Raw genomic sequence first — 16633 nt, 5'->3', positions numbered from 1 at the left:
GTCTAGGGAAGCGGGCGGCAAGGCGTCGACCGGCAGCCGTCGATTCTCGAACGCTCGTCCCACTCGCTCCCCACTCCTATAGGGGCAAACGCTTGTTGGACTGGACGGTGCTGTGCCTCATCGCGATACCGGCTCTCGTTGTGGTCGCCGTCGCCGGAGTGGCGATCCTCTGCGAGGACGGGCGGCCCGTCTTCTTCCGTCAGGTTCGCATCGGCCTGCGGGGCCGACCGTTCAGGATGCTGAAGCTCCGGACCATGAGCACCTGCGCGGCACCGGAGTCGGAGGTCCCCGACGCCGCGTGGATCACCAGGGTGGGCAGGATTCTGCGACGGCTCTCGGTTGACGAGCTGCCGCAGCTGATCAACGTCGCCAGGGGAGAGATGAGCCTGGTCGGTCCGCGTCCGCATCTGCCCGAACGGGCCCAGGGCTATGGTTCCCGTGAGTTGGGGAGGCTCGCCGTGCTACCGGGATTGACGGGATGGGCGCAGACGGTAGGTCGGAACAGTCTCGACTGGGACAGGCGTACTGATCACGATCTCATGTATTCGGTGACGCAGAGCCTGCGGCTGGACCTGCTCATTCTGCTGCGGTCGTGCTGGGTGGTGGTGAGTGGGGACGGACTGAACGGACACCCGAGACACGCGAAGGCCAGTGCTCGCATGAGGCGCGGGGACGCACTTCACGAGCATCGACCGCGACAGGCCGACCGTGCGAGACTCGAACCCACGAACCTTCAATGAGCCATTCCCGGCAAGGTGGAGGTACTGCGTTCTTATGCGAACCTAAATCCCCAGATAGACAACGCATTGGATCGCCTCGCAGAGCCTGTCGAGCCACGGATCTCGGATTCGGGCCCTTCATGGGAGCGGCGTTTCGATTGTGATGGCGTACAGCCACGGAGTGGCGCAGAAGGACCTTGCCGTGATGGACGGATCGTGTCCAGTGAGCACCATCGCCCTGGGCCTGATCCGAACTGAGTGGGGCCATCACACCTTCAGGGCCGCGCCGTGGCCACAGCGACCGCAACGGAGTCCGGTTCACCGGATTCGAGGTCAGCGAAACTGGCCCGTATGAATTCGTTGAAAACATGAAACCATGGCGGATACCCGGGCAGGCAAACTGTCGCCTCCCAGACTTGACCCCCCGGGGCCGCCGTACGCGGGATCGGATGGCGGCCTCACCGCACCCCCTGGAGGACGAAGCCATGAGCGGATCCCGGACCACCACTCGACTTCGCGTCATCAACACGGGCCTGCGGCCGGTCATGCGCAGCATGAGCGACCCTGAACGGGCATGGGTGAAAGCCGTCCAGGAAGCCCAGAAGATCGCTGGAGTCCAGGTCGACGACTACGACCGGCAGTGAGTTGCCGACTTTGGACCGTTCGGCTTCAGCGGCGACCGCGACGCAGGCCCATGACCCCGCGCACCTCGCCGCTGCGCGTGACAGTGCCGAGCTCGCCACCGTGACGGCTGAGCAGTGCATGCGGAGCATCATGCGACGAGCAGGCCTCGAGTCGGAGTCCGTGCTCCATCACCAGTAGGCCGAGACCGGTGCCGGTGGCCGTGCACCCGGCCAGGAGGGCGACCAGGGAGCCGACGACCAAGCGACGGTCCCCATCGAAGTGGTTCGAGAACCCTTCGTAGAGGAGCCAGGCAATGAGCAGCAGGCCGAGAGCCATCATCGTCGCCCAGAGCCACCGCTTCAGAATCGTGCGGCGAACGCTGAGGACGAGCACCGACAGCACGGCATCGCAATGGTCGCAGCGAACTTCGACCAGGCTGCTGTCGCGCGGGGGACGCGGGACCTGGACTGGGGTCGTCTCGTACGTGGCTCTCAGTGCTTCGTATTGGCCCCTCATCACCCGAGAACTGCCGGTCTGGTGTCCCACTCCGAGGGAGACGGACTCGTCGGCCGGACCCATGCCCCATCACCGCCTCTCGCGCAGTGCACCGAACCTACACGGCCCATGCTGGAGCCACACGTCCTTCCGAACTGTGCGGCGCCAGTCAGGACATGCTCTTAATACTCAGGCCGCGTGGGCAGCGTCGAACTTGGCAATGACTGCCTGCGGGATTCGCCCGAGCGAGTTCACTTCGATGCCTTGCTGCTTGCACCAGTTGCGGATTGCGATGTTCCTGCCGCGGTTGATACCGGCCGGCTGACGGATCCCAGTGGGAACGGGGCCGCGGTTCTTAGCTGCTTGGACCTTGCCGAGACGTGTTCCGTTCAGAATGAATTTCGCCAACCCGCGGCGGAGTTCATCGTTGTTAGCTCCGGACAAATCGATCTCGTAGAGCTGTCCGTCGACGCCGAATTTGACCGTTGTTTCGGCGGGGCTGCCGTCGATGTCGTCGATGAGGATCACTTCGGTCCGCTTCGCCATGGGAGGCCTTTCGTTGGAACGGGGCCAGGAGGTCACCCAGGCCGCCGAAATCGGCATGGGCTCGTTCGACAAGCACTTCCAGATCCAGCTGGCGATCATCCGCGACTGGACACCGAATTCATAGACACGGCCTCGACGATAGCCTCACGGCGATGCGTTTTATCTATAATGGGCCACTGAAATCGCTTCATCCAGTTTCTTGCCGCTGACAGTCAAGTGGGTGCAATCATGAAGAGTTCTTTGCGAATATCTGTCTCCGCAACGATTGCAATCGTTGCGCTACTGGTATTTTCGGGTGGCTGCTCGTCTGATGCGGATGAGGCGCTGCGGGCGGCAGCTCCTGCGGATGTCGGCGAACTCGAGCTTGTTCCGGGAGAGGACCCGGAGCAATTGGCGTCGGCCGAAGCACCAACGGGTTGGCAGCCGACCGACGATCCGCTCGACGAAGCGCTGCCGATGCCTTGGCCTGAAGGGTATAAGCAACCTTTCGCGCCGTGGTACTACGTCCGCAACGCCGCACTACTGTGCGCATGGCAACGGGACAACCCGCCCAGCGAGAATGCCGAAAGAATCGCTGAGGAACTGTTCGATCGAATGCTCGAATTTACCAAAGTGGTCGACGGCGCACGATTCGTGGTCTATAAGTTCGAACACAACTACGAGGGTGTCACCATCCCTCGCGGATGGACTTCTGGCCTGGGAAACGGCAGCGTGATCGCAGGCACGGTAATGCTGCATGAATGTTGGCCCGACAGCCGGTACCTCGACACGGCTTGGGAACTGGCGGCCGCCTACGGCGTCGAGGGCCCACGCGAGGACCTGTGGTTCGCCCGCGAGACTCCGGAGGGTTTCCGTTGGTATGAGGAGGTCCCGCAAACCGAGTCAATGATCCTCAATGGTCACATCCATGCCGTCACCGGGCTTTACTACCTATGGGATCGGCATGACCGCGACCCGACGCTCGAGGACGCGATTCTGCGTGGTGCCGAGTCGGTACTCGCCTATCTCCCGGCCTTCCGGCGGCCCGGGCAGATCAACTGCTACGACCTCACGCCGCCGTGCCATGACGACTATGGCCCGGCTCGAACTGTGAAGCAACAGGCTGCGCTCTTCGAGATCACAGGTGATGCGCGGTTCGAAACGTGGCAGCGTCGCTTCGCCGACGACATGGGGGACCGGTAGGGCTCTATTCCCGTTCGGCTATCGAAATTCGGCGCCGCGCGTGTCTTCACTCTCGTGGGCCGTTGTGTGGATACGCTGCGAGACTGCCGATGCCATCTAACGGGAGTTTCGCCATGGACAACAGCCGGGGCCGCATTGTGATGCTGGTGCAGAACGGGGTCGAGGGTGACTCACGGGTCCAGAAGGAGGCGCAGCACGCGGCCGCCGCAGGTTGGGAGGTCGTCCTGCTCGGCCGTTCGCCGGATACCGAGCCGAGGATGTGGCGGCTCGGTGAAGCCGAGGTGAGGCTGGTCCCGATGCGGCGCGGTCTCGCGCGCCGCCGCCACGAACTGCGCAGCCACTGGCTGCGCGACCCCATCGCATACCCGTTGGGGCCCATGGAGATCTACCGGCAGCGTCAGCTCGAGGCACGGCGTGCCGAGATCGATCTCATGAAGGCGCGCGAGGTGATCGCCACGCGTCGCCAGAGCCCGGTGGCCGCCCGGTTGCGCCGCGCGGCGCTCCTTCCCAGGCGGGTGACGGTGCGTCTGGCCGGGGACTGGGCCGATCTGCGCGCCCGCCGCACCGAGCGGCTGCGCCGGCGGCGCAAGGAATTGAACGCGCCACTCGACCACTTGTCGATGGCATTCTGGAAGATCGTCATGGGCGACCGAGCGTGGCGACGGCTGGATCCGGGCCTGTGGGACTTCGAACTCGCCTTTGGCCCCGTCATCGATCAACTGAAACCGGACTTGATCCACGCCAACGACTTTCAGATGCTCGGCGTCGGCGCTCGGGAGGCGGTCCGGGCCCGCGCGAAGGGCCGCCCGGTCAAACTGGTGTGGGACGTCCACGAATACCTGCCGGGCATGAAACCCTGGGTCAACCATCCTTGGTGGAAGCCCGCCCAGATCGCGCACGAGAACGAATACGCCCCCTGGGCCGACGCAGTCGTCACCGTCTCCGAACCGCTCGCAGACCTCCTGGTGGAGCGGCACCGCCTGACCGAGCGGCCGACGGTGGTCATGAACGCCCCCGACCTGAGCGAAAGCCCCGGCGAAGACGAGGAGATACCGGACCTGCGCGGCCTGTGCGGGATCGGCCCGGACACGCCCCTGATGGTCTACAGCGGCGTACCGCTCGTCCAGCGCGGGCTGCACATCATGGTCGACGCCCTTCCGGCGGTCGCGAACCTCCACGCCGCGCTTGTGGTCTCCCACCACAACTGGTCGTACGTGCGCGGCCTGGTGGCCCAGGCCGAGCGGCTCGGTGTCGCGGACCGGCTGCACGTGCTTCCCCACGTGCCGCACCGGCAGATCGTGCCCTTCATTGCCGCGGCGGACATCGGCGTCAGCCCCAACCATCACCACCAGAACCACGAGATCTCGTTGAACACCAAGTTCTTCGACTACTCGCACGCACGGCTCCCGCTCGTCGTCAGCGACGTCAAGACCATCGCCGAGACGGTGCGAGAGACCGGCCAGGGCGAGGTTTTCCGGGCCGGGGACACCGAGGACTTCGTGCGGGCCGTCAAGACGGTGCTCTCGGACCCCGGCCACTACCGCGCTGCTTATGAGCGGCCGGGGCTGGTGGACGAATGGACCTGGGAGAAGCAGTCGGCACATCTGCACAGCTTGTACCGCAAGGTACTCGGAGAGAAGGGTCGATGACCGACGAAGCTCGTCAACGAAATCGAATGATTATCACTCACATCTAATGGGGTAGTCGTCCACGCTTCGGGGAAAGCGCGATGGCGACGGTATGGAGGGATCGGGTTATGGCAGAGGACCGAGCTCAGATGAAACGGGTCGTCATGGTGGTCGCCAACGGAATCGAGGGCGACTCGCGAGTGCAGAAGTCCGCGCGATCGCTGGCCGAACAGGGCCTGGAGGTTCACCTCCTGGGCGTCACCACCGGCAATCGCACCGAGGAATACCAGCACGGAGACGTCCACGTGTTGCGACTTCCCATCCCGAAACTGCCCCCTCCCAAACGGTGGGCCGACCATGCCAAGCACATGCGCTACCCACTCGCCTACCATTCCTGGGCCGAGGTGACGCTCGCCGAGAGGCGCAAGCGACTGGGTTGGATCGACGTCGAAGCTCTCCGATACGGACGTCGGATGCGGGTGCGGCGCACCCGCGGTGTCAGAACCGGCCCTACCAGCGCCCTGGCCGCCCAGGCCCGCGGCAAGCTCGAGCGGAGCTGGCTCGACCTCCGCACCAGGCAGACCGCCGCCGCCCTCAAGTTCGGCCGCGTGCCGCATCCACTGATCTCCCGGCTCGAGCTGTGGACCCGCAGGACGCTGACCGGCGCGCGTTCGTGGCGCGCGATCGACCACGTCAACCGCCGCTTCGAACTGGCCCTGCGCGGCGCCATACTGCGCCTGGAACCCGACGTCATCCACGCCCACGACATTCGTCCCCTCGGCATCGCCGCCCGTGTCAAGATCCACTTGGAGCGCGAAGGGAAGCCGGTCAAGATCGTCTATGACGCGCACGAATACATCCCCGGCTGCGACAATTTCCCTCCCGACCAGCTCGCCGCCCTCTCCGATTACGAGCGCGAGCACATCGGCTTCGCCGACGAGGTCGTCACGGTCTCGCCGGCGATCGCCGAGATGCTGGAGCGCGAGTACGACCTGGAGCGCCGACCCACCGTGGTGCTCAATGCCGCCAACCGTTCATGCGGCGACCAGGACGATGCGGACCTCGAATTCCCCGACGTGCGTGCCGCCTGCGGCCTGGACTCCGAGACGCCGCTGGCCGTCTACTGCGGCGGCGCCAACCCCGAGCGCAACCTCGAGGTGATCATCGAGGCCCTGACGGATCTGCCCGAAGTCCACATGGCCTTCATCGTCAATTCCCTGACTTCCCCCTACATGAAGTCGCTCATCGAACTCGGCGACGAGAGCGGCCTCGCCGATCGGCTGCACCTCATGACCTATGTGCCGTATGAGGTGCTGCCCCGGTTCATGAGCACCGCCGACGTCGGGATCCACCCGATGCGAACGGGCATCCTCAACCACGAGGTCGCACTGCCGAACAAGTACTTCGAGTACATGCACGCCCGTCTGCCGCTGGTCGTATCGGACCTTCCGGCTATGGCCGCCGAGATCGCCGAGCTGGGACACGGCGAAGTTTTCGACCCCTCCGAACCGGCCTCCCTGGCCGCCGCGCTGCGCAAGGTCATCAGCGACAAGCAGGCCTACCAAAGCGCCTACCGGAACCCAGCGGTCCTCGATGATCGTTCCTGGGAGCGGCAGGTTGAGCGCTACTGCGAGCTCTACGAGCGACTCGGGTGCCGCCCGCGTCACGGGGCCGCCGTCCGCCTCGCCCAGGTCGAGCAGCGCCACGCTGTTGACGTCGCGCGCGGCATCCGCGGCACGATTGACTGTCCCGACGATGTGCCGCTCCTGGCCGTGTACGGCGAACTCGAGAACGAGGACGCGCTGGGGACAGCCGTGGCCGCGCTCGAAAAGCTCCCGACGGGGCGCCTGATGACGATTCATTCGATCGACGGCGCCGAATATCCCGGTCTCGACGAACGGATCCGCCCGGTCACCCGTGACGGCGACCCGCGGGAGCTGCTCGCCGCGGCCGACGTCGGGATCGTCGGAACCTCGGTGCCGGAAGGACAGGTGCCGCCGGCCGTCTACCGCTTCGTGCAGGCACGCACCCCGGTAGTCGTCGCCCGGTCCGAGGCTGTCGAACGGCTGTTCTCGCACTACCGAGTCGGTGAGCTCTACACGGCGGACGATCCGGGCAGCCTCGCCATGGCGGTCGAGAAAGCCCTGGCCGGCAGCTACGAGCTGGCCGCCGCGGCCGCCGACTTCCGACTCGGCAGCGCCACACCGTGGCCCCCGACAGGCCACCGTGAGGTTCGACTGGGCATGGGGACCGCGAACTTCGCCGGCCAGCTGAGCAGTTTCGCCCGAGCACTGTGCCAAGCCCGGCCCGAAGTTGGCGTTGAGATCGTCACTGAAGGGGACGCACGGGGCTATCCCGCCGACGTCCGGGTGGATCGCGCCACCATGTTCACCGAGAGCCACCAGCTCGAACAGGTGCAGCGGGTCGCCTCATATACCCACCTGCTGATCGACGCCTTCCGGCCCGCCTTCGGGCGGCTCAACGGCCACGACTTCGGCGCCGATCTGCCGATGCTGCGCAATATGGGCATGACCACGGCGCTGCTCTCCCACGGGAGCGAGGTGCGGCGGCCCCGGGAGCACCTGGAGCGCCACGAGTGGTCGGCCTTTCGGCACGCCCCTGACGACCTCTTTCAGAAGTTGGTGACGATCACCGGACATAATGGAGAGGTCGCGCGTGAGAGTGGCTGCCCGATCTACGTGACGACCCCGGATCTCTTGGACGACCTGCCCGAGGCGGTCTGGGCGCCGTTGGTGGTGGACGTCGACTTCTGGCAGTGCTCGTCCCCGGTCATGGAACGCGCCGTCCCGGTGGTGCTGCACGCCCCGTCACGACGCTGGACCAAGGGCACCCAGGAGGCCATGCCGGTGCTCAGCGACCTGCACGAGCGGGGTGTGATCGAATTCCGGATGCTGGAGAACGTGCCGCACTCGCGGATGCGCGAGCACATCGCCGCCGCCGACATCGTCATCGATCAGATTGGCATCGGCAGTTACGGCACGCTCGGCTGCGAGGCGATGGCGGCCGGCAGGCCGGTCATCGCCTACATCGGCGAGACCTCCGCCGAGCGATACGGGCCCGAACTGCCGATCGTCAACGCGACCCCGCCGACCTTGGCCGAGGCGCTCTTCTCGCTCCTGGAGGACCGGGATCGCGCTCGCGAGATCGGCCGGGCCTCCACCCGTTACGCACGTGTCGTCCATGATGGACGATTGACGGCCGCGGTGCTCGGCCGGTTCCTCGACGGTGAGCGTTGAACTCCATCGAGGGCTGAGGCCCCCGTCGGTCGTTCCTCAGCCATGGAGCCGGCGCGACAATCCGGCGTCTCGCCGGGCGACGCGCCGGGTCCTCAACGAGCTCGCGGCCAGAGTTTCCGGATGGCGCGGCGCCGCAGGATGCGCAGCAGCTCCGCTGAACGGGTGCGCACGGCGTCCGGGATGGCAGCGAGCGCGTCCCGCTGCCTCAAGGCCTCCTCAACCTTGGCCCGCTCCGCTCGGAGCTCGCGCTCGACGCGTTTGGAGTGGGTCGTCGCGGCTCGGAGCGCCCGATCGGTCTCGCTTTGTTCCCCTTCGCGTGATCTGGCGGCGAGGTCGCGGTCTTCCGCGGCGATCTGGAGGACGCCGATCACGGCTTGGACCGCGGCCGAGGAGTCGAGCGGGATGGGCTCGACGCTCTTCCTGACCACGGCCCCTCTGAGCCTCGTGGGATCGCCGACGACGTCGACGCCCATCGTCGGCAGCAGCGCGGCGAGCTCGGTCCCGAGCTCCACCGCCCGCTCCTGGGCCCAGTCCGGGGTGACGATGTCGCGTGCCGTCGGCCGCTGGGTCTGGGTGGTCCGGATCCGCGTGGCGGCCCCGAACAGCAGGTAGCGGCGGGCGTCGTGCTTGGCCCATCCCAGATCGCGGAGCTCGGCGTAGCAGTCCTGGAGGAGCTCGACCTCCGCGAGGTTCAGCGACTCGTTGCGGCGTCGCTCGGGGATGGTGAGCAGCCCCTCGGACACGCCGATCATGGTCTCGAACTGGCGCAGCAGGTCCTCGGGCCGGTGCCGGTCGACGACGACCACGGTGACGTTCTGGGGCCCAGCCGCGGCGGCCCAGCGCTCGATGTACTGCCGCTGCCAGATCTGCGTCAGGTACCGGTCACTGTGCTCATCGGTCGGCAGGTCGGACAGGACCCGCTTGAGCCAGATCGGGAAGGGGTCGGCCTCACCGGACTGGACGAACTGCTGCCACAGCGACGGGAGGATCTCCTGCAGCGGTCGCAGCGTGATGACGACGCGGACCGTCGGACCGCCGAGCGTCTCGACGATTCGCCGCGCGTCGTCGGCACGTGCGTGCGCGAAGTGCTCGCTGCTGATCACCTGGATGCGGCTCTCGCTCCGCTTCACCGCGTCCACGAGTCCCCGCCAGGCCTGATCGTAGTTGGGGCCTTTGAACACCCCGGTTCCGCCGTTCACGGCGACAGTGGGATTGCTGCAGCCGCCGGGCAGGGCGACCCCGAGTTCACGGAGTCGTTCGTCGGCGGCGTCGAGCGCGTCTTGCAGCGAAGTGGTGCCCGTCTTCGGCGGCCCAACGTGCAGAAGCGTCGATCCGGCTGGGAAACTCGGCATTGGATGTCGTCTCTCGGTTTGGACACGGCGGCGTCTGGCGGTGCGATTACCTCGCGGACGTCCTCTTGCGATATTCGCGACCACGACGATCGAGCTCTTGTGGAGAAGACGCGGACGGAATGCCATGGCGGTCTTCGATCAGTGCGTCGGCGAGATCGCTGCGGCCGGTCATCAGACGCACCCGAGCTCCCGGCCTCCCTGGGCCTCGCCGCGGAGCACGTCGAGGACCTCCCACGCCGCCTTGCCCTCGCCGTAGGGCGAGGCCGGTCTGACGTCCGGCGCGGGTCGGGTGGCGAGTGCGGCCCACTTACCGGCCGTCACGTCGCCCGGATCGGGCGCCAGCACGTTCCAGCCGTCGGCGAGGGTTTCGACCCATTCGGTCTCGCGTCGCAGAGTGGTGCAGGTCCGGCCGAGCAGGAACGCCTCCTTCTGGAGCCCGCCCGAGTCGGTCAACACGCCGACCGACGCCAGGATCGCGGACACCAGCTGCGCATACGGCAGTGGACGTCCAGCTCGCAGTGCTCCCGCGCCGAGGTCGAGCCCGTACTGTTCCGCCCTGGCGACCAGCCGCGGGTGCGCCAAGAGCGCCACCGGCAGCGGCAGCGAGGCCAGCGCGTCAAGCAGCTCGCGCAGCCGCTCGGGGTCATCGGTGTTCTCCGCCCGGTGCAGGGTGGCGAGCAGGAACGGCTCGTCGGGGTCGATGCCGGCGGGCAGGCGCGGCCGCATCTCAGTGTCGGCTAGGACGGCGTCGCGGTTGCGCAGGCACACGTCGACCATGACGTCGCCGACGAACACCGACCGGTCGGCCAGACCCTCGGTCCGCAAGTGCCGAACGGCCTCCGGGGTCGGGGCGAGCAGCAGGTCGGCGCAGTGGTCGGTGAGCACGCGGTTGTGCTCCTCGGGCATCCTGCGGTTGAACGAGCGGAGCCCGGCTTCGAGATGGGCGACGGGCAGGTGCTGCTTGACCGCTGCCAGCGCGCCGGCCAGGGTCGAGTTCGTGTCGCCGTAGACGAGAACCCAGTCGGGGCGCTCATCGGCGAGGATCGGATCGAGCGCGGCGAGCATCGCGCCGGTCTGGGCGCCGTGGCTGCCCGATCCGACGCCGAGCGAGTAGTCCGGGGCGGGGATGTCGAGTCCGGCGAAGAACACGTCGGACAGGTCGGCGTCGTAATGCTGGCCGGTGTGGACGATGCGGTGCTCGTCGACATCGTGGGCGAATGCCGCCGCGATCGCCCCGAGCTTCACCAGCTGGGGTCGTGCCCCTACGACGCTCACTACTCTCACTGCGGCTCCTTCGAACGACTTGAGGTGCTCGGTGGATGTGCCGATCCTACGGGTGCCGATGGGCGCGATCAGGGTATTCAGACGGCCGTCCGGCGTGTTGCCGCCCGGAATCGGACGGATCGACAAGTGGCTCCGAACCTCCTAACGCCAAGTGGAAGTGCCCGGCCTACCCGCATCGTGGCGGCCGAGCGGTGCCAGCACCGTTAGCACTCGTCCCGGATCGCGGATTCGGCGTGGCCTTGCCGTCGAAGGCCACCGCCCGCAGACCGGGCCTTTCGGGCAGGTGCGCCCAGATCCAGGAGCCGAGGGCGTTGTCGACCGCTTGGCCGTCGACTTCGGAGAGCGTGCGGCGGAAGGTCGATTCGTCGGGGATGCCGTGCCGGTAGGCGGTGAGGTCCATGCGGTCGGGAGCGACTTCGGTCGCCCACTGGGCGATGGCTTCCCACGAGCGGTTGCCGCAGGCCACTGCCGCGGTCGCGATCGCCAGCAGCAACCCGATCGGGTGACGCACTCCGCGTGGATTGCGCGGGTCTTCGACCAGGTCATAGAGCCCCAGCAGGCTGCCAGGGGCGAGGTTCAGGCCTTCGACGGACTCGGCGAGAGTTGCGATCAGCTCAGGGGTGGTGGAGGATTCGGCCACGGCAGGATCCTTCGGCGCGGCCGTGTGAGAACACCTCACCTAATGAGGAACCTGCCCTTCCGTTACGTCCCAACGGAATCCATCACCCTCCACCAACTTTGCCGGGACCCTCCTTCTCAGGGTGATGAAGGGGAGGGGTGCAGTGGGGGAGTTTTGGTTGTAACCAGTGATAACCAAACCTGGATCATCTGTCATGAGATGTTACTGCCTGAATGTCTGGTTGTGGACTTCAAGGCAATCGAACCCGCCGCCGGCATTGAGATGCGGCAAACAAGAGCCGCGAAACATGATCGCCTGTGACCGGCCACTGCCGGCCACAGCCGGTCACAGGCGATCACATGGGCACCATGAGGGGGCCGGTGCGGGGTGGAGGTACTGCACGCTTATGCGAACCCAAACCCCCAGCTAGACGGCTCACTGGATCGCCTCGCGGAGCCTGTCAAGTCTTGGCTCTCGGATTCAGGCCCCTCATGGGAGCCGCGTTCCGACTGCGAGCCCGCCCTTGACGATGCGCCACCGGTGCCCCCGCGATCACTGAATCGGCGGCTCACAGCTGAACAGCGTGAAGCTATCCTTATGGCGTACAACCACGGCGTGCCGCAGAAGACCCTCGCTGTCCAGTATGGCATCAGCGACCGAAGTGTCAAGCGCTTGATCGCGAACGCCCGGAAGTCAGGGCTGCAGCTTCGAACTCGGGCGATCTGATCTGAACGGAGAGGGTTCAGATCAGTCTCCGCAGTGTCAAGCGGCTGGTCCGCTCCGTCTGCAAGCGCCACATAGGCGCTTCACCGGCGTCGGCGGGCTCGACGCGTTGTTCGATCAGGGTCCGTCGCAGTGCTTCGACCGCCGCGAGGTCGTCGCTGAAAACGTCGGGTTCGGCCTCGCTCAGTTCGCGGTAGTGGCCGATCCCGCGGTCGCAGTATTACGAGCGCGGCGTCCAGCTCAACGCCGAGAACCTGCCGGACATGGGCAGTCATCCACACCGACCGCGCCAGGTGGGGCAGGTAAGCGGCGCGGTTGCCCTCGGCCAATTCCTCGCGCATCGCCACCGCCCGCTCGGCGGCCGCCAGCGCCTCCGCTCGCCGCCCTGCCTCCGCGGGATTCGACCAGGCTAAGCGGCAGGGAACCGAGTTGGCAATGGTAACCCCAAGGCTCGAGCGCTGTAGGTTTCGAAGTCCGTATCCGGCGCACCGATGAATCCGAGACGGCCGCGTCGTCTGCCCTTAGAGAGGACGACCAGAAAGGTGCAACATCTCATGACTACCGCCAAGACGCTCGCCGTCCGCGACGCCGAGCTCTATTACGAGGTCCGCGGCTCAGGCCCCGTGCTGCTCGCGCTCGGGTCCCCGATGGAGGCCGCCGCTTTCGCGCCCATCGCCGAGCTCCTGTCCGACCGGTACAGGGTCGTGACCCACGACCCACGCGGCATCTCGAACAGCCGCCTGAACGATCCCGAGCAGGACTCGACACCGGACCTGCGCGCCGACGACGTCGCGGCCGTCCTCGACGACCTCGAAGCGGACAGGGCCGACGTCCTCGGCTCCAGCGGCGGCGCGGTCACCGCGCTCGCGCTGGCGACCCGGCACCCGGACCGGGTGGGCACGGTCGTCGCGCACGAGCCGCCGCTGCTGACGCTGCTGCCGGACGCGGAGGACCGGCTGGCCTCGACCCGGGAGAACGTCGAGATCTTCCACCGCGACGGACTGGGCGCGGCGTTCGGGCGGTTCATGGCCGACGCCGGCTTCGGCGAGGACGACGCTCCGCCCCCGCAGCAGGAGCCCTCGGAGCAGGACATCGCCAACGGCTCCCGGTTCTTCGCGCACGAGCTGCTGCACACGGTGCGGTACGAGCCGGACATCGAGGCGCTTCGGAAGGCGAGAATCGTCGTCGGCATCGGCGAGCACTCGCACGGCCTGACCACCTTCCCGACCTCGACTGCGCTGGCCGACCTGCTCGGTGTCGAGCCGGTCGGCTTCCCCGGCGGGCACGCCGGGTTCGCCGAGCAGCCGGAGGCGTTCGCGCCGGTGCTGCGAAAGGTCCTCGCCGCCGGATAGGCGTTCGCGGCCTGGACGGCCGAACGCCCCGTTCCCGGCGTTCCGACAGCGGGGCCGTGCCGACGCGGCTCAGTCGTTGGCGAGCTTGGCGAGTCCGCTCGAGGGTCGGCCACTTCACGTTGGTGAGCGAGACTGGGGCACTCGGGTTCAAGACTGACGCGCGACACATGAGCGGGCTAGCCGGCCAGGTCGACGGGGTGAAGTCGATTCTTGCCCAAGCTGTTGAGACGGCGCAGGAGATCATCGATGGCGCTGAAGGCGGGTCGGGTTTACACGGCACACCGAGCGTCGACACCGAATCGAACGCCGGCAGCTCGCAGCAACACACCGCGACCTCGATCGGCACCTCCGCCTTCGACGCGGAGGGCCTGCTTGAATCGCTCCCGAAGTTCGAACGCAAGCGGGGCGCCAGCTCCAAGACGCGGAGGGTCTTCCAGCTCAGGACGGGGAGTTGAGACCGAAAGGAGCTGGTATCCGGCGCCGATGAGAGCACCCACGAGGTGTGGGAGTACCTGTGCGACCACGTCGGCGCGATCCGCCGCCCGGCCACCTTCGGCGCCGAGTCCGAATTTCGGTGGCATTTGTTGGTGGCCTTTTAGGGGTAGCCGCACACCAGCAGCATCGGCCGCTGCGGCACTGCCACTGCGGGTAGCGCTGCGTAGTCTGCGAACCCGGCCTGCCACTCCGGCGCCGCATCGACCAGGCGGTCGCAGGCTTCAGCGGCCAACCGCGACTTGCCGGTCCCGGCCCAACCGGTGATCACCCCGACCGCTATCCCCGGTTCCCCCTCACCATCCCGGACCCAGGTGATCGTTGCCGCCGCTTCGCGATCATGGAGCCCTTCGGTCACGAATTGCACCGAACGGTGCTTGAACTGCAGGATGTCGAACAGCGACTCCCGATGCAGTTCTTCCAGCCGCGGCGGGACCTTGCCCGGGTCGAAGACCTCTGCCGCTTCGGTCTCGGTCAGGAACGCCTGCCACATGGGCGTGACGGCGCTGTCGCCGCGCAACGCCCAATGCTGCAACCGCCCCATGATCGCTACCGATACCGCCTCTACCCACGGATGATCGGATCGGACGGCCGGAACACGGCCGCCTTCGTCGACTGCGGCCAGCAGCGGCGCCACCCACCCGCAGGCCACGGCGACCAGATCTCCCGGATAGGTGCCGTTTACCAGCGGCCACGCTCCCCGGTCCTGATCGATCAACCCGCGGCGGAAGCTCTCCTGCTCCTCGGGATCGGTGAACAGCTCTTGAGCGGCATCATCGACACCGTCCTTATCGATCGCGACCAGGGCCTTCTGCAGATCCGAGGAATCTTTGCCGGCCCGCAACCGCTGCCGACCGCGACCCGCGACCACGCCACGGGCCAACTGCTGGACAAGGGACTTCGCCGCCGATCCGGCGAGCGCACCGAACTCGATCACGGCCCCACCACCGCTACCGCGCAGCCGACCGCTACGGGTCCGGCAAGCCCGAGCTTGCAGATTCGGCAACGGATCGTCCCCGCGCGCATAGCATCGCGGTGATCGGGCAAGGAGTGGGCGAAGGGGGCCGTCACCATGCCTTGACGATACCGGCCGCGAGCCACGGGGACAGTCCACCGAACAGGTCACGTCCGGAACAAACGCCGGCTCGAACATCGACCCCACTGGCCGATCACAGCCCTACACAGCCGGTCACAAACGGACACAGGGGTCCACAAGTGGTCGATACTGGGATCGAACCAGTGGACCCTCGCGTGTGAAGCCGACAAAACCCATTTGGCATCCCTGTTCAAGAAGCGCCTGCCCAGTTCGGGGCCAGATGATGCGCTCTGTCAAGAGCCCTCGTCGACCCTTGTTGTCCACTCCAACGGCTCTTGGTTTAATGATCCATAATGGACAGTAAGGAGCGGCCACAAGCGCAGGGGACCTTGGGGACCAGCAGCTCACTGGCGACCGTATCGCTCTAAGGAAAACTCATGATCTGGACCTGACGGAGCTTGTAGAGACCCGGCACTGGCTCGCCAAGGGTTCCGGGCGATTGAGTCCTCGGCGGCATGACCGAGGACGGGGATCGGCTAGCGCAGGTGGGCGGGCATGGGATGGTTGTGTCGCATTTCTGACAGTTCGAGTTTCACGGTTTTGCCGCGCCGGCTTCCTCCTCCCGCAGACTCTGATGTGAGCGACTCTCGGATCATCCAGAGTCGGTCATCGATTACGGGGGAACAAGATGACACAGGCACAGCAGCGACCCGGACCCAACGAAGATGTCGCCTACCAGGCGCCCGACATCAATCAGGCGTCGCCTGAGTCCGGCAGGGAGGGCGACACCATCACCATCAGGGGCAACCACCTGGCATCGGTGGACAAGTGCACCTTCCAAATCGGGCATGACTCTCGCCGCGGCGAGATCGTCCACCGCGGCGAGGACCACCAGGTGAAGGTGCGGGTCCCGCAGGGCCTGCCCGCCGGTGGCGGGCAGATCCTGGTGTCCAACGGCGCCGGGGAGAGCAACAGGCTTAAGTTCACCGTCCGTTCCTGACCGCGAACGCAAACGGCCGCTGCCGCCTAGTTTCAACCGAAGCTAGGCGGCACCTTCACGTGCTCTTTGCGTAATTCAAGGGCGGGCTTTTGCGAATCACCCGAGTACCAGTGTGACAATAGGCGGCCAGGAACTGCTCGTAGCGTTCGATCGCCCCTTCGCGGGCGTGCTCATAGAACGGATCGCTGAAGGCCTGCTCGTCCTCGGTCTGGGCCCGCGCGCATGCCAGGAGCCGTTCGGGCGCGAGCTCCCCGAAGACCGAGACCGGCTCGGCCGTTTACGAAGAAGCCCCCGGCGCGTCCGCGCGCACAGGGCCGAAATCCG

Annotated in this window: 15 protein-coding genes; 9 read left to right on the top strand and 6 right to left on the bottom strand. The window is 66.6% G+C overall.

The features are described 5' to 3' along the window. Positions 1-92 precede the first annotated feature (92 nt). Together FAB82_RS25945 and FAB82_RS27345 are read left to right on the top strand one after the other, a co-directional pair. Positions 93-740 carry a sugar transferase gene (locus tag FAB82_RS25945; RefSeq protein ID WP_168801782.1) on the top strand — a complete coding sequence of 216 codons (648 nt, stop codon included), beginning with the start codon at positions 93-95 and terminating at the stop codon, positions 738-740. A 464-nt stretch (positions 741-1204) separates the two neighbouring features. Next, entirely contained in the window at positions 1205-1363 is a 159-nt protein-coding gene (locus FAB82_RS27345; protein ID WP_168801781.1) for a hypothetical protein, read from the top strand. A 25-nt stretch (positions 1364-1388) separates the two neighbouring features. Here FAB82_RS27345 and FAB82_RS25940 read toward each other — a convergent pair whose 3' ends face one another. Further along, positions 1389-1922 carry a hypothetical protein gene (locus FAB82_RS25940; RefSeq protein ID WP_136537462.1) on the bottom strand — a complete coding sequence of 178 codons (534 nt, stop codon included), beginning with the start codon at positions 1920-1922 and terminating at the stop codon, positions 1389-1391. A 105-nt stretch (positions 1923-2027) separates the two neighbouring features. Beyond that, positions 2028-2384, bottom strand: coding sequence for a histone-like nucleoid-structuring protein Lsr2 (locus FAB82_RS25935; RefSeq protein ID WP_136537461.1), 357 nt, complete (start codon positions 2382-2384; stop codon positions 2028-2030). Between the two features lie 228 nt (positions 2385-2612). On the opposite strand from FAB82_RS25935, the gene FAB82_RS25930 reads away from it, so the two are divergent. The 3 genes from FAB82_RS25930 (at position 2613) to FAB82_RS25920 (ending at position 8451) form a co-directional block, all read left to right on the top strand. After that, positions 2613-3566 carry a D-glucuronyl C5-epimerase family protein gene (locus tag FAB82_RS25930; RefSeq protein WP_136537460.1) on the top strand — a complete coding sequence of 318 codons (954 nt, stop codon included), beginning with the start codon at positions 2613-2615 and terminating at the stop codon, positions 3564-3566. 113 nt (positions 3567-3679) lie between these two features. Next, positions 3680-5215, top strand: a complete 1536-nt coding sequence (locus tag FAB82_RS25925) for a glycosyltransferase family 4 protein (protein ID WP_211116865.1) — start codon at positions 3680-3682, stop codon at positions 5213-5215. Positions 5216-5322: 107 nt separating this feature from the next. Next, positions 5323-8451, top strand: a complete 3129-nt coding sequence (locus tag FAB82_RS25920; RefSeq protein ID WP_168801780.1) for a glycosyltransferase family 4 protein — start codon at positions 5323-5325, stop codon at positions 8449-8451. A gap of 92 nt (positions 8452-8543) precedes the next feature. Here the strand turns inward: FAB82_RS25920 and FAB82_RS25915 are convergent, their stop codons facing one another. The 3 genes from FAB82_RS25915 to FAB82_RS25905 all read right to left on the bottom strand — a co-directional run bounded on the left by FAB82_RS25915 (position 8544) and on the right by FAB82_RS25905 (position 11727). Further along, on the bottom strand, positions 8544-9803 hold the full coding sequence (locus FAB82_RS25915) for a hypothetical protein (protein ID WP_136537458.1): 1260 nt from the start codon (positions 9801-9803) through the stop codon (positions 8544-8546). Positions 9804-9974: 171 nt separating this feature from the next. Continuing rightward, positions 9975-11087 carry a non-hydrolyzing UDP-N-acetylglucosamine 2-epimerase gene (gene wecB / locus FAB82_RS25910; RefSeq protein WP_136537457.1) on the bottom strand — a complete coding sequence of 371 codons (1113 nt, stop codon included), beginning with the start codon at positions 11085-11087 and terminating at the stop codon, positions 9975-9977. Between the two features lie 166 nt (positions 11088-11253). Beyond that, complete coding sequence (locus FAB82_RS25905) at positions 11254-11727, bottom strand: transposase family protein (RefSeq protein WP_168801779.1); 474 nt, start codon at positions 11725-11727, stop codon at positions 11254-11256. Between the two features lie 366 nt (positions 11728-12093). On the opposite strand from FAB82_RS25905, the gene FAB82_RS28970 reads away from it, so the two are divergent. From FAB82_RS28970 to FAB82_RS25890, 3 genes are all read left to right on the top strand, one after another. Beyond that, positions 12094-12432, top strand: coding sequence for a sigma factor-like helix-turn-helix DNA-binding protein (locus FAB82_RS28970; protein WP_425461602.1), 339 nt, complete (start codon positions 12094-12096; stop codon positions 12430-12432). Between the two features lie 551 nt (positions 12433-12983). Beyond that, positions 12984-13781 carry an alpha/beta fold hydrolase gene (locus tag FAB82_RS25895; protein WP_136537454.1) on the top strand — a complete coding sequence of 266 codons (798 nt, stop codon included), beginning with the start codon at positions 12984-12986 and terminating at the stop codon, positions 13779-13781. Positions 13782-13948: 167 nt separating this feature from the next. Continuing rightward, complete coding sequence (locus FAB82_RS25890) at positions 13949-14236, top strand: hypothetical protein (RefSeq protein WP_136537453.1); 288 nt, start codon at positions 13949-13951, stop codon at positions 14234-14236. A 140-nt stretch (positions 14237-14376) separates the two neighbouring features. Here the strand turns inward: FAB82_RS25890 and FAB82_RS25885 are convergent, their stop codons facing one another. Continuing rightward, positions 14377-15210, bottom strand: coding sequence for a hypothetical protein (locus tag FAB82_RS25885; protein WP_136537452.1), 834 nt, complete (start codon positions 15208-15210; stop codon positions 14377-14379). Positions 15211-15997: 787 nt separating this feature from the next. Between FAB82_RS25885 and FAB82_RS25880 the strand changes: the two genes are divergently transcribed. After that, positions 15998-16309: an IPT/TIG domain-containing protein gene (locus FAB82_RS25880; RefSeq protein ID WP_136537451.1), complete on the top strand. Its 312-nt coding sequence runs from the start codon at positions 15998-16000 to the stop codon at positions 16307-16309. Positions 16310-16633: the final 324 nt, after the last annotated feature.

Origin of the sequence: Glycomyces buryatensis (assembly GCF_004912275.1) — a bacterium.
GTDB lineage: Bacteria > Actinomycetota > Actinomycetes > Mycobacteriales > Micromonosporaceae > Glycomyces > Glycomyces buryatensis.
Note: the sequence above shows the minus strand (reverse complement) of the source record. Positions and strands in the feature narration are given on the sequence as shown.

Bases quoted from the DNA above. Each gene is read 5' to 3' on its own strand.
- FAB82_RS25920 (WP_168801780.1), top strand. From the start codon at position 5,323: ATGGCAGAGGACCGAGCTCAGATGAAACGGGTCGTCATGGTGGTCGCC.
- FAB82_RS25890 (WP_136537453.1), top strand. From the start codon at position 13,949: ATGAGCGGGCTAGCCGGCCAGGTCGACGGGGTGAAGTCGATTCTTGCC.
- FAB82_RS25930 (WP_136537460.1), top strand. From the start codon at position 2,613: ATGAAGAGTTCTTTGCGAATATCTGTCTCCGCAACGATTGCAATCGTT.
- FAB82_RS25880 (WP_136537451.1), top strand. From the start codon at position 15,998: ATGACACAGGCACAGCAGCGACCCGGACCCAACGAAGATGTCGCCTAC.
- FAB82_RS25935 (WP_136537461.1), bottom strand. From the start codon at position 2,384: ATGGCGAAGCGGACCGAAGTGATCCTCATCGACGACATCGACGGCAGC.
- FAB82_RS25940 (WP_136537462.1), bottom strand. From the start codon at position 1,922: ATGGGTCCGGCCGACGAGTCCGTCTCCCTCGGAGTGGGACACCAGACC.
- FAB82_RS25895 (WP_136537454.1), top strand. From the start codon at position 12,984: ATGACTACCGCCAAGACGCTCGCCGTCCGCGACGCCGAGCTCTATTAC.
- FAB82_RS25915 (WP_136537458.1), bottom strand. From the start codon at position 9,803: ATGCCGAGTTTCCCAGCCGGATCGACGCTTCTGCACGTTGGGCCGCCG.
- FAB82_RS25925 (WP_211116865.1), top strand. From the start codon at position 3,680: ATGGACAACAGCCGGGGCCGCATTGTGATGCTGGTGCAGAACGGGGTC.
- FAB82_RS27345 (WP_168801781.1), top strand. From the start codon at position 1,205: ATGAGCGGATCCCGGACCACCACTCGACTTCGCGTCATCAACACGGGC.